The 11751-nt window shown below is 71.1% G+C and carries 11 protein-coding genes; 3 read left to right on the forward strand and 8 right to left on the reverse strand.

The window, feature by feature from the left end; all coding sequences use genetic code 11:
* Positions 1 to 75: 75 nt before the first annotated feature.
* The 3 genes from ACFV1L_RS00735 to arc all read right to left on the reverse strand — a co-directional run bounded on the left by ACFV1L_RS00735 (position 76) and on the right by arc (position 3765).
* Complete coding sequence (locus ACFV1L_RS00735) at positions 76 to 294, reverse strand: ubiquitin-like protein Pup (protein ID WP_380361644.1); 219 nt, start codon at positions 292 to 294, stop codon at positions 76 to 78.
* 96 nt (positions 295 to 390) lie between these two features.
* The gene (dop, locus tag ACFV1L_RS00740; RefSeq protein ID WP_380361646.1) at positions 391 to 1902 is read right to left on the reverse strand and encodes a depupylase/deamidase Dop; all 1512 of its coding nucleotides are present in this window, start codon (positions 1900 to 1902) and stop codon (positions 391 to 393) included.
* 96 nt (positions 1903 to 1998) lie between these two features.
* Positions 1999 to 3765 (reverse strand): proteasome ATPase, encoded by a 1767-nt coding sequence (arc, locus tag ACFV1L_RS00745; protein WP_380361648.1) that lies wholly within the window; start codon positions 3763 to 3765, stop codon positions 1999 to 2001.
* A gap of 225 nt (positions 3766 to 3990) precedes the next feature.
* Here arc and ACFV1L_RS00750 point away from each other — a divergent pair, with 225 nt between their 5' ends.
* Positions 3991 to 4278: a ferredoxin gene (locus tag ACFV1L_RS00750; protein ID WP_380361650.1), complete on the forward strand. Its 288-nt coding sequence runs from the start codon at positions 3991 to 3993 to the stop codon at positions 4276 to 4278.
* A 7-nt stretch (positions 4279 to 4285) separates the two neighbouring features.
* On the opposite strand, the gene ACFV1L_RS00755 is transcribed toward ACFV1L_RS00750, so the two are convergent.
* The 3 genes from ACFV1L_RS00755 to ACFV1L_RS00765 all read right to left on the reverse strand — a co-directional run bounded on the left by ACFV1L_RS00755 (position 4286) and on the right by ACFV1L_RS00765 (position 7287).
* Positions 4286 to 4810, reverse strand: a complete 525-nt coding sequence (locus tag ACFV1L_RS00755) for a hypothetical protein (RefSeq protein WP_380361651.1) — start codon at positions 4808 to 4810, stop codon at positions 4286 to 4288.
* A gap of 265 nt (positions 4811 to 5075) precedes the next feature.
* Positions 5076 to 6038, reverse strand: a complete 963-nt coding sequence (locus ACFV1L_RS00760; protein WP_380361653.1) for a tRNA (adenine-N1)-methyltransferase — start codon at positions 6036 to 6038, stop codon at positions 5076 to 5078.
* 49 nt (positions 6039 to 6087) lie between these two features.
* Positions 6088 to 7287: a site-2 protease family protein gene (locus ACFV1L_RS00765; RefSeq protein ID WP_380361654.1), complete on the reverse strand. Its 1200-nt coding sequence runs from the start codon at positions 7285 to 7287 to the stop codon at positions 6088 to 6090.
* 152 nt (positions 7288 to 7439) lie between these two features.
* Between ACFV1L_RS00765 and ACFV1L_RS00770 the strand changes: the two genes are divergently transcribed.
* Positions 7440 to 8306 (forward strand): RecB family exonuclease, encoded by an 867-nt coding sequence (locus ACFV1L_RS00770; protein WP_380361656.1) that lies wholly within the window; start codon positions 7440 to 7442, stop codon positions 8304 to 8306.
* Positions 8307 to 8978, forward strand: coding sequence for a response regulator transcription factor (locus ACFV1L_RS00775; RefSeq protein ID WP_035868805.1), 672 nt, complete (start codon positions 8307 to 8309; stop codon positions 8976 to 8978). It abuts the gene before it with no gap.
* A 66-nt stretch (positions 8979 to 9044) separates the two neighbouring features.
* On the opposite strand, the gene ACFV1L_RS00780 is transcribed toward ACFV1L_RS00775, so the two are convergent.
* Positions 9045 to 10643: an ABC transporter substrate-binding protein gene (locus ACFV1L_RS00780; RefSeq protein WP_380361658.1), complete on the reverse strand. Its 1599-nt coding sequence runs from the start codon at positions 10641 to 10643 to the stop codon at positions 9045 to 9047.
* Positions 10644 to 10995: 352 nt separating this feature from the next.
* Positions 10996 to 11700 (reverse strand): HAD family hydrolase, encoded by a 705-nt coding sequence (locus ACFV1L_RS00785; protein WP_380361660.1) that lies wholly within the window; start codon positions 11698 to 11700, stop codon positions 10996 to 10998.
* Between the last annotated feature and the right edge of the window lie 51 nt (positions 11701 to 11751).

Raw genomic sequence — 11751 nt, forward strand, 5'->3', positions numbered from 1 at the left:
AGGCCGCAGGCGCGCTCAGGGCACACCTGCGGCGCTCGCCGTGCACTTTTCCCGGTGAAAGGGGGGTGCCCCCTCTCACTCGCCGCCCTTCTGCACGAATCCGCGCACGAAATCCTCGGCGTTGGATTCCAGCACTTCGTCGATTTCGTCGAGTACCGCGTCGACGTCGTCGCTGAGCTTTTCCTGACGCTCCTTGAGGTCGTCCGAGGCCTGAGATTCCGCGGCCTGCTCCTCGACCTCCTCGGAGGAGCGGCTGGCCCGCTGCTGGCCTCCGCCGGTGTCCTTCTCCGCCATTTTCCTCACCCCGCTCGCTCGGTGTTCTCGTTCAACGCTCGCTGCTCACCTGAATGATTCCCCGTCCGGGAATGTTCACCCGTGGTGATCGAAAAGTTACCCGCCGGAGAGGACCCGCACCAGGTCCTCCGCGGTGCGGCACCGGTCGAGCAGCTCCTTGACGTGCGCCCGGGTGCCGCGCAGCGGCTCCATGGTGGGCACCCGCTGGAGGCTGTCGTGGCCGGGCAGGTCGAAGATGACGGAGTCCCAGGACGCGGCCGCGACGTGGTCGGCGTACTGCTCCAGGCAGCGGCCGCGGAAGTAGGCGCGGGTGTCGTCGGGCGGCTGGGAGACGGCGCGCTGCACCTCGTCCTCGGTGAGCAGGCGCTCCATCCGGCCGCGCGCCTCCAGGCGGTTGTACAGGCCCTTGTCGGCGCGCACGTCGCTGTACTGGAGGTCGACCAGTTGCAGGCGGGAGCTGTCCCAGTTCAGCGCGTCGCGCTGGCGGTAGCCCTCCAGGATCTCCTTCTTGGCGACCCAGTCGAGCTGCCGGGACAGGCTCATCGGGTCGCGCTCCAGCCGGCCGAGCACGTCCTCCCAGCGGGCCAGCACGTCCATGGTCTGGTCGTCGGCGTCCTGCCCGTAGCGGTCCTCGACGTACTTGCGGGCCAGTTCGCAGTACTCCATCTGCAACTGGACCGCGGTCAGCTTGCGCCCGGAGCGCAGCGACACCAGGTGCTTCAGCTCCGGGTCGTGGGAGACCCGGTGCAGGGTGCGCACCGGCTGGTCGACGGCGAGGTCGACGGCGATGAAGCCGTCCTCGATCATCGACAGGACCAGGGCGGTGGTGCCGAGCTTGAGGTAGGTGGAGATCTCGGAGAGGTTCGCGTCGCCGATGATGACGTGCAGCCGGCGGTACTTCTCGGCGTCGGCGTGCGGCTCGTCGCGGGTGTTGATGATGGGGCGCTTGAGGGTGGTCTCCAGGCCGACCTCGACCTCGAAGTAGTCGGCGCGCTGGCTGATCTGGAAGCCGTGCCCGCCGCCCTCCTGCCCGAGGCCGACCCGGCCCGCCCCGCACACCACCTGGCGGGAGACGAAGAACGGGGTGAGGTGGCGGACGATGTCGGCGAACGGGGTGGCCCGCTGCATCAGGTAGTTCTCGTGGGTGCCGTAGGAGGCGCCCTTGTTGTCGGTGTTGTTCTTGTAGAGCAGGATCCGCTGCCCGTTGGGCAGCTCCAGTGCGCGGGCGGCGGCCTCGGCCATGATCCGCTCGCCGGCCTTGTCCCACAGCACCGCGTCCCGCGGGTTGGTGACCTCGGGCGAGGAGTACTCGGGGTGCGCGTGGTCGACGTAGAACCGGGCGCCGTTGGTGAGGATGACGTTGGCCAGGCCGATGTCCTCGTCGGTGAGCTGGCTGGCGTCCGCCACGTCCCGGGCCAGGTCGAAGCCCCGGGCGTCGCGCAGCGGATTCTCCTCCTCGAAGTCCCAGCGGGCGCGACGCGCCCGGTGCATCGCCGCCGCGTACGCGTTGACGATCTGGGACGAGGTGAGCATGGCGTTGGCGTTGGGGTGGCCGGGCACGGAGATGCCGTACTCGGTCTCGATCCCCATCACGCGCCGTACGGTCATGCGGCCCTCCTGACCCTGTCGGTACTGCCGGTGCAGACGCGCCGTCCGGCTGCGGAGCCCTGCCGAGCGCCGCAGCCGGACGGGGTGGTTCGCGTACTACAGGTACTGCCCCGTGTTGGCGACAGTGTCGATGGATCGACCGGACTCGGCGCCCTGCTTGCCGGTGACGAGGGTGCGGATGAAGACGATCCGCTCGCCCTTCTTGCCGGAGATGCGGGCCCAGTCGTCCGGGTTGGTGGTGTTGGGCAGGTCCTCGTTCTCCTTGAACTCGTCCACGCAGGCGGCGAGCAGGTGGGAGACGCGCAGCCCGCGCTGGCCGTGGTCGAGGAAGTCCTTGATGGCCATCTTCTTCGCCCGGTCGACGATGTTCTGGATCATCGCGCCGGAGTTGAAGTCCTTGAAGTACAGCACTTCCTTGTCACCGTTGGCGTAGGTGACCTCCAGGAAGCGGTTCTCCTCGGTCTCCGAGTACATCCGCTCGACCACCGACTGGATCATGGCGGCGACGGTGGCGGGCACCGAGCCGTCGTGCTCCTTGACGTCGTCGGGGTGGAACGGCAGCGAGTCCTTGAGGTACTTGGAGAAGATGTCCTTGGCCGCCTCGGCGTCCGGCCGCTCGATCTTGATCTTGACGTCCAGGCGGCCGGGCCGCAGGATCGCCGGGTCGATCATGTCCTCGCGGTTGGAGGCGCCGATGACGATGACGTTCTCCAGGCCCTCCACGCCGTCGATCTCCGCCAGCAGCTGCGGGACGATGGTGTTCTCCACGTCCGAGCTGACGCCGGAGCCGCGGGTGCGGAACAGCGACTCCATTTCGTCGAAGAAGACGATGACGGGCGTGCCCTCGCTCGCCTTCTCCCGGGCCCGCTGGAAGACCAGGCGGATCTGCCGCTCGGTCTCGCCGACGTACTTGTTGAGCAGCTCGGGGCCCTTGATGTTCAGGAAGTAGCTCTTGCCCTGCGGCCGGCCGGTCACCTCGGCGACCTTCTTGGCCAGCGAGTTGGCCACCGCCTTGGCGATCAGCGTCTTGCCGCAGCCGGGCGGGCCGTACAGCAGCACGCCCTTCGGCGGCCGCAGCTCGAACTCCTTGAACAGGTCGGCGTGCAGGTACGGCAGCTCGACCGCGTCCCGGATCTGCTCGATCTGGTTGGACAGGCCGCCGATCTGCCGGTAGTCGATGTCCGGGACCTCCTCGAGGACCAGCTCCTCGACCTCGGACTTCGGCACCACCTCGTACACGTAGCCGGAGCGCGGCTCCAGCAGCAGCGAGTCGCCCGCCCGGAGCGTCAGTTCGCGCAGCGGCTCGGCGAGCCGCACCACCCGCTCCTCGTCGGTGTGCCCGACCACCAGGGCCCGGTCCCCGCCCTCCAGCAGCTCCTTGAGGGTGACGATCTCGCCGATCCGCTCGAACTCCATCGCCTCGACGACGTTCAGCGCCTCGTTGAGCATCACCTCCTGGCCGCGGCGCAGCTCGTCCAGCTCGACGCTGGGGCTGACGTTGACCCGGAGCTTGCGGCCGCCGGTGAAGATGTCGGCCGTGCCGTCCTCGTTCTGCTCGAGGAAGACGCCGAATCCGGCGGGCGGCTGGGCGAGCCGGTCCACCTCCTCCTTGAGGGCCACGATCTGGTCGCGGGCCTCGCGCAGGGTGGCGACGAGCCTCTCGTTCTGGGCGGTCACACCGGCCAGGTTGGTCTGCAGCTCGACGATCCGCTCCTCAAGCACCCTTGAGCCGCGCGGAGAATCGGCGAGCCGGCGCCGCAGCACGGCGATCTCCTGCTCGAGGTAGGAGACCTGCGCGGCCTCGTCGGACCCCCGTGCGGGCCTGCCGGCGCTGCGGTCGTAGTCGTCATCGTTGGCTGCCACGGTCCTCACCTCCTCCTGGGGAGCTGGACGACCCAAACCTACCTGGGACCAGGGTCATGTAAACCCCTAGATCAGAAAGATGGATCGGGCGTGTCCGATGTTCGCCCTGCATGCTTCCCCTCTGACAAGGAGATGCCCACCCCTCAACGGTTCAAAGCAGCGCGGATGTATCGTGACAGGAATGTCCCCGAATGCGGGGCAACCGGAGCAGAAACGGCAGGGGCAATGGCGGGGACTGGCGAGGCACTCGAAGTCTGGATCGACCAGGATCTGTGCACCGGCGACGGGATCTGCGCGCAGTACGCGCCCGAGGTCTTCGAACTCGACATCGACGGACTCGCGTATGTGAAGGGCGAGGACGACGAGTTGCGGCAGCAGCCGGGCGAGACGGTGCCCGTCCCGCTGACGCTCCTTCAGGACGTGGTCGACTCGGTGAAGGACTGCCCGGGCGACTGCATCCACGTCCGCCGGGCCTCGGACGGCGTCGAGGTCTACGGGCCCGACGCGGACTGACCGCCCGTCAGGCGGTGTGGGCGGGGGCGCGGGTCTCCGCCTTCGTCCACCCGCCGGCCGCGGACCTCGTCCACACCAGTTCGACCTTGACGTCCGGCGCGAAGCGCGGCACGTCGTCGGAGGAGTAGCCGCGGGCCGCGCCGCGGATCGAGCCGTCGCTGCGGATCGCCAGCTCGGTCAGCGTGTAGCCGTCCCGGTCCGCGAGCAGCCGGACCGGCTTGCCGGCGGCGCCCTCCACCACGAACACCTCGTCCGGCGGGGTGCCCATGTCGGCCTGGCAGTGCCCGGCGAGCACCGCGAGCGCCCTGCCGTCCACCACCGCGGCCGCCTTCAGGCTCACCGCGACCGGGAAGGGCCCGCACTCCATGGGCAGTTGGACCTTCGCCAGGTCCACCTCCGGCGGCCCGGCGTCCGCCTGACGGGCCGTCACCACGGCTCCGGTCGCCGAGGTCGCCCCCAGCGCCCCGCCCACGACGGCGGCGCAGCCCGCCGCGACCAGCACCCAGTGCTTCAACCCCGACCGTCCGTGCACCCCGCGCTCCCCTCTCCGTCCGGGCATCTTCGCACACGGGGGGCGGCGCTCCGGACGGCAGGTCCGGGAAGCAGGTGGGGTGCGAATGCCGGCGGGCGCGAAGACAGGGGCGCGGGGAGCTGCGCGAAGCGGAAGGCACCCGTCCGCAAGATCGCGCCGCGGGCAATGACGTGCCCCCGGTCGCGGCCTTGCCGGCGGTGCACGGCCGTTCGCGCGGTTCCCCGCGCCCCTGTCGTCGCGCCCAACCGCTCGCGCGAGTCGTGCTCTAGCCCAGGTCCCTGCCGTCGTGCGCGGCAGCCTCTCGCTGGGCCTTGCGGACCGCGGCCCGCTCGGCGAGCGTCAGCTCGGGCTCCGCGGCGTCGTAGTCCTCGCCGTAGGCGCCCTTCGCGGGGCGGCGGCGGCGGAGCGGGGGCTCGACGCCGTCGGCCAGGCGACGGGCCGTCAGCAGGAAGCCGGTGTGGCCGATCATGCGGTGGTCGGGGCGGACGGCGAGGCCTTCGAGGTGCCAGGTGCGGACCATGGTCTCCCAGGCCTGCGGCTCGGTGAAGGTGCCGTGTTCGCGCAGCGCCTCGACGGTGCGGGACATCTGCGTGGTGGTGGCCACGTAGCAGCAGATCAGGCCGCCGGGGACGAGCGCCTTGGAGGCGACGTCCAGGCACTCCCAGGGGGCGAGCATGTCGAGGATGACGCGGTCGACGTCGGTCTCGACCAGGTTGTCCTGGAGGTCGCCGACGGTGAGCTTCCACGCGGGGTGCGGGCCGCCGAAGTAGCGTTCGACGTTGCCGCGGGCGATCTCCGCGAAGTCCTCGCGCCGCTCGTAGGAGGCGAGCATGCCGGTGTCGCCGACGGCGCGCAGCAGGTAGGTGGAGAGTGCGCCGGAGCCGACGCCCGCTTCCACCACCCTCGCACCGGCGAAGATGTCGGCCATGGCCAGGATCTGCCCCGCGTCCTTGGGGTAGATCACGGCGGCGCCGCGGGGCATGGAGAGGACGTAGTCGGGGAGCAGGGGGCGCAGCGCGAGGTACGGGACGTTTCCCGTGGTGCGGACGACCGTGCCTTCGGGGGCGCCGATCAGCTCGTCGTGCGGGAACGCACCCTTGTGGGTGTGGAACTGGTTCCCGGCCTGGAGCGTGAACGTGTAGTGGCGGCCCTTGGGGTCGGTCAGCTGGACCTGGTCCCCGACCTGGAAGGGCCCGCGTCGGCGGGCAGCACCGGTCGGTTCGGACATGGGGGCCATCCTACGGGAGCCGGAGGGCTGCCCCGACCACATGATCGGTTCAGACCGTCGGCCGGCCGAGCAGGGCGGACGCGAGGCGGCGCTCCAGGTCGGCGAGGGAGAGCACGCCGTAGACGGTGCCGTCGGCGCGCACCACCAGGTATTCGCTGGCGGGGGCGCGGCGCAGGGTTTCGAGGATCTGTTCGCCGGCCAGGTCGACGGGGAGGGTGTGGCCGGGTTCGAGGTCGCGGGAGACGGCGGAGACGGCGATCCAGGGGCGGCGGTGCTCGGGGACGCCGCTGACCGCGGACTCCTTGACCAGGGCGACGGGCTCGCCGCGGCCGTCGACCACCACGATCGCGCCGGCGTGCGCCTCGTGGGCGCGGCGCAGGGCCTCGCCGAGCGGGGTGTCGGCGGTGACGTCGATGCTGCGGCGGGCGAGGTCGCGGACCTTGAGGCCGGGCAGCACCTCCTTGAGGCGGGCGTTGCGCAGGGCGTTGCCGGCGCCCTGCCAGATGATGAAGCCGAGGATGGCGGCGAGCACGCCGTCGAGCATGGCTTCGCCGGTGGAGCGCTGCGGCTGCTGCGCGGAGCCGAGCACGGGGAGGGCGAGGACCACGGCGACGGCGAGGGCGCGGCCGGTCCAGACGGCGGCGAGGGTGCCCTTCATGGGGTTGCCGGTGACGGCCCAGACGACGGCGCGCAGCATCCGGCCGCCGTCCAGCGGGAGGCCGGGCAGCAGGTTGAAGGCGGCGACCACCAGGTTGGAGATCATCAGGCCGGCGAGCAGCACGGCGGGGACGGTGCCGGGTTCGACGGCGCGCAGGCCGGCCCAGAAGGCGCCGGCCAGGACGAGCGAGAGCAGCGGGCCGACGAGGGCGAGCCAGAACTCGCGCCAGGGCCGGTCGGCCTCCTTCTCGATCTCGGAGATGCCGCCGAGGAACTGGAGCTGGATGCGCCGCACGCCGAGCTTGTAGCGCAGGCCCACCACGGTGTGGGCGAGCTCGTGGACCAGCACGGAGCCGTAGAAGGCGACGGCGAAGGAGAAGGCCAGCAGGTAGCGGGCGGCGCCGAGGCCGGGCAGCACCTCGTCGAGGCGGCTGCCGAAGACCCAGGTGATCAGGGCGGCGACCAGGAACCAGGACGGGGTGACGTAGACGGGCACGCCGAACGGGCGGCCCATCAGGATGCCGCCCCGGGGCGGTTCGGCCCCGTTCGGCGAGTCCGGCTTCCCGGGTGCCCGCCCCTTGGTGTCGTTCACCGTGCTCCCTTCACCGTCCGCCGACCCTCTGGTGCCTCGTACGCTACGTGATCTCTCCCCCGGATCGGCGGCGCACCCCGCTCTGCCTTTCCCATACCCACCTTCTCGACCCGTTCGCCCGTGCTGTCCGTGCGGTGCAATAGGGTCGGGGCATGCAGCAGACCGACCCCACGCCCGCCGCCCGTCCGGCCGCCGCGCCGACCGGGCTGTCGCCGTCCCGGGCGGGCGACTTCATGACCTGCCCGCTGCTGTACCGGCTGCGGGTGATCGACCGGCTGCCGGAGCCGCCCAGTGCGGCGGCGACCCGGGGGACGCTGGTGCACGCGGTGCTGGAGCGGCTGTTCGACCATCCGCCGGCGGAGCGCACTCCCGAGCGGGCCCGGGGGCTGCTGGCCCCGCAGTGGGACCGGCTGCTCGGGGAACGGCCGGAGCTGGCCGAACTGTTCCCGGACGAGCCGGAGAAGCTGGCGGGCTGGCTGGGCGACGCCGAGAAGCTGGTGGAGAAGTGGTTCCGGCTGGAGGACCCGACCCGGCTGCACCCGGTGGAGCGGGAGCTGTACGTGGAGACCGCGCTGGCCTCGGGCCTGCTGCTGCGCGGCTACATCGACCGGGTCGACGTCGCGCCGTCCGGCGAGGTCCGGCTGGTGGACTACAAGACCGGCCGGGCGCCCTCGCGGGACTTCGAGGGCAAGGCGATGTTCCAGATGAAGTTCTACGCGCTGGTGGTGTGGCGGTGGCGGGGCGTGGTCCCCAAGCGGCTGCAGCTGGTGTACCTAGGCGGCGGCGGGGACGTCGTGACGTACGACCCGGACGAGGCCGATCTGCTGGCCGTGGAGCGGAAGTTGGAGGCGCTGTGGGAGGCGATCTCGGCGGCGGTGGCCTCCGGTGAGTTCCCGGCGACCCGCAACCGGCTGTGCGACTGGTGCGACCACAAGTCCAGCTGCCCGGAGTTCGGCGGCACTCCCCCGCCGTACCCGCTGCCGCTGGCCTCTCTGACCAATCCTCGCAAGGAGTCGTAGGTGACGATCCGTGTGCTGCTGGTGGACGACCAGCCGCTGCTCCGTACCGGTTTCCGGATGATCCTGGAGGCGGAGTCCGATCTGGTGGTGGTCGGTGAGGCGGGTGACGGGCAGCAGGCGCTGGACCAGGTCCGCGCGCTGCAGCCGGACGTGGTGCTGATGGACATCCGGATGCCGCGGATGGACGGCGTGGAGGCGACCCGCCGGATCGCCGGCCCGGACCGCGGCGGCCCGGCGAAGGTGCTGGTGCTGACCACCTTCGACCTGGACGAGTACGTGGTGGAGGCGCTGCGCGCGGGCGCCAGCGGCTTCCTGTTGAAGGACGTGCCGGCGGAGGAGCTGGTGCAGGCGATCCGGGTGGTGGCGGACGGCGCGGCGATGCTGGCCCCGTCGGTGACCCGCCGCCTGCTGGACATGTACGCCACCAAGCTGCCGTCCGGCGAGGAGGCGCCGCCGCAGGCGCTGACGGTGCTGACGGAGCGTGAGGTGGAGGTGCTGCGGCTGGTGGCCCGCGGGCTGTCGAACGCGGAGATCGCGGCGGAGCTGTTCGTCTCCGAGACGACGGTGAAGACGCACGTCGGGCATGTGCTGACCAAGCTCCAGCTGCGCGACCGGGTGCAGGCGGCGGTGTACGCGTACGAGAGCGGCCTGGTGCGGCCCGGCGCGCTGTAGGCGCGGAACGGCCGACGGCCCGTCACCCCCGGTGGGGTGGCGGGCCGTCGGGCTGCCGGGCGGCCGTCACTTCTTGGTGCGGCCGATCTGCCAGAAGCGGAAGCGGCTGGTGTTGTCCACGGTGGCGTCGACGCCGGTGACGCCGGCCTTGTACACGTAGAAGGACTTGTTCTGGTACAGCGGGACCATCGGGACGGCGTCGGCCAGGATGTTCTGGATCTGGGCGTAGGCGCCGCCGCCGGTGCGGTCGGTGAGCTTGATCGAGTCCGGCACCAGCTTGGTGCTGATCTGCGGGTTGTCCCAGTTGTTGTGGAACGCGCCGCCGCCGACCACCAGCGGGCTGATGTAGTCGTCCGCGTCGACGTAGTCGGGGGTCCAGCCGATCAGGTAGGCCTGGTAGCTGTTGTTCGACCAGCCGGCCAGGAAGGACTTCCAGTCGGGCTCCTGCTGGACCGTCACCTGGAACAGGCCGCTGGCGTCCAGCTGCTTCTTGACGTTCTCCAGCTCGGCGGCGCCGGCCCGGGAGCGCGACCAGGTCAGGGTGAGCTTGACCGGGGTGGTGATGTGCGCGGCGGTCAGGATGCGCTTGGCCTTGGCGACGTCCGGCTCGCCGTACTTGTCGAAGAAGGCGGTGTTGTGGCCGACCACGCCGGCCGGGACGACCGAGTACAGCGGCAGCACGGTGCCGGCGTACACGTCGTGGGCGAGCGCCTTGCGGTCCACCAGCTGGGCGACGGCCTGGCGGACGGCCTGGTTGCCGCCGGTCTCGTCCTTGGTGTTGAAGACCAGGTAGAAGGCCTCGGCGCTGTCGCTCTCGGCGACCTTCAGGCTGCCGCTGCCGGCCTGCGAGTCGGACTTGACCTGGGCGGCGGTGGCGGGGTCGAGGCCGTTGTCGGCGATGTCCACCTCGCCCTTGTCGAGGGCGGCCTTCAGGTCGTCGGGCTTCTCGTAGTAGCGGACGGAGAACTTGCTGTTCTCGGGCTTGGTCGCGCTGCCCCGGTAGGTCGGGTTGGGCGAGAGGGTGATCTTGGCGGGCGCGGTGCCGCGGTTCTCGATGGCGTCGACCTTGTAGGGGCCGGAGCCGACCAGCTTGTCGTTGGCGAGCAGCTTGTCCGCGGGGAAGACCTGGTGGTCGACGATCGCGCCGGCCGGGGAGGCGAGCTTCGCCGGGAAGACCGCGTCGGGCGTCTCCAGGTGGAAGGTGACGTCGAGGTCGCCGGAGGCCTCCACCGACTTGATGGTGGAGAGCAGCGGCAGCGGGCCGCTCGGGTCGTTGATCTTCTTGGTGCGCTCGATCGAGAACTTGACGTCCTCGGCGGTCACCGGGTGCCCGTTGGTGAACTTCAGGCCGGACTTCAGCGTGCACTTGTACGTCATCGTGTCGCTGCCGGTGAACTGGCAGGACTCGGCGGCGTCCGGCTGCGGCACGGTCGCGCCGGGCGGGAAGGCCATCAGCGACTGGAAGGAGTTGTTGAGCACCAGCCAGGAGCCGATGTCGTACGCGCCGGCCGGGTCCAGCACGGTGGTCCCGTTGGTGCTGCCCAGGGTGATCGCGGCGCCGCTGTCGCCGCCGTTGGCGACCTTCTCCACGGACGCGCAGCCGGCCGCCGTGGTGACGACGAGCGCGGCGCAGCTGAGCACGGCCAGGCGGTTGGGCGTAGTCATGCGGGGTGGTCTTCCTTCGTGCGTGCGGCCGGCTCGCGCCGGAGGAGCCCCCGCCCGGCCGCCGGGATGGGGCGGCCGGGCACGGGCCGGTACAACCGCGCGGGCGCCCGCCTGCCGGGGTCGACGGCGGTGGGCGGCGGCGCGGGAGGGCGTCTGATCGCTCTGTAGCGTGCCACATCGCACCGGGTCGATCACCGACCGTTCGAACGGTGGGTGAACGGCGAGCGGAGTGCTACCCCCCGGTAGTCGACGAGTTGTCAGCCAATGCCCGTTTTCACACCTGGCGTCGGCCACCGTCCGCATACCACTGGACGCGGAGGGAGACCGGGAAACCGCACGGAGGAGACGAAGGTCACACCCGGGTGCCGGCGAGGGTGCGCAGCACGTCCAGGTCGACGTGTTCGAGCGAGGGCAGCACCAGGCGGCCGGGGCCGGGTTCGACGGTGGCGATGGACGGGACGGCGATGACCGGGCAGCCGGCCGCCTCCGCGGCGGCGACGCCGGTGGGGGTGTCCTCGACGACCACGCAGCGGGCCGGGTCGGCGCCCAGGTGGGCGGCGGCGGCCAGGTACGGGTCGGGGAACGGCTTGGTGCGCGGCACCTCGTCGCCGGCCACCGTGAAGGCGAAGTTCTGCGCGCCCAGGCTGCGCAGCACGATGTCGATGACGTGCCGGTGCGAGGCGGACACCAGGGCGGCCGGGATGCCGTGCGCGGCAAGGGTGTTCAGCAGGCGTTCGGCGCCCGGCATGAGCGGGACGCCACCGGCCAGCAGGTCGATGAAGCGCCGGTTGATCTGGGCGCCGAGGTCGTCGGGGTGGATCGCCGCGCCGGTGCGGGTGAGCAGGTAGTCGATGACGCGGGTCATGGGTCCGCCGACCACGTGGGTGCGGTCCTCGGCGGTGAGCCGGTGGCCGAGTTCTCCGAACAGGTCGACCTCGGCCTGCCACCAGAAGTCCTCGGTGTCCACCAGCGTGCCGTCCATGTCGAGCAGGACGGCCTGAAGGCCGCTGCCGTCGCCGTCTCCGCCGACACGGACCGGTGTCGAGACCGTCGTCATGCGCGCCGTCCTTCCGGGTGGTCGTCCGGACCGACTGCGTCCGGGGATGGC

Origin of the sequence: Kitasatospora sp. NPDC059646 (genome assembly GCF_042734615.1) — a bacterium.
Lineage (GTDB): Bacteria > Actinomycetota > Actinomycetes > Streptomycetales > Streptomycetaceae > Kitasatospora.

Bases quoted from the DNA above. Each gene is read 5' to 3' on its own strand.
- ACFV1L_RS00735 (WP_380361644.1), bottom strand. From the start codon at position 294: ATGGCGGAGAAGGACACCGGCGGAGGCCAGCAGCGGGCCAGCCGCTCC.
- dop (WP_380361646.1), bottom strand. From the start codon at position 1,902: ATGACCGTACGGCGCGTGATGGGGATCGAGACCGAGTACGGCATCTCC.
- ACFV1L_RS00750 (WP_380361650.1), top strand. From the start codon at position 3,991: ATGGCGGGGACTGGCGAGGCACTCGAAGTCTGGATCGACCAGGATCTG.
- ACFV1L_RS00760 (WP_380361653.1), bottom strand. From the start codon at position 6,038: ATGTCCGAACCGACCGGTGCTGCCCGCCGACGCGGGCCCTTCCAGGTC.
- ACFV1L_RS00770 (WP_380361656.1), top strand. From the start codon at position 7,440: ATGCAGCAGACCGACCCCACGCCCGCCGCCCGTCCGGCCGCCGCGCCG.
- ACFV1L_RS00780 (WP_380361658.1), bottom strand. From the start codon at position 10,643: ATGACTACGCCCAACCGCCTGGCCGTGCTCAGCTGCGCCGCGCTCGTC.
- ACFV1L_RS00785 (WP_380361660.1), bottom strand. From the start codon at position 11,700: ATGACGACGGTCTCGACACCGGTCCGTGTCGGCGGAGACGGCGACGGC.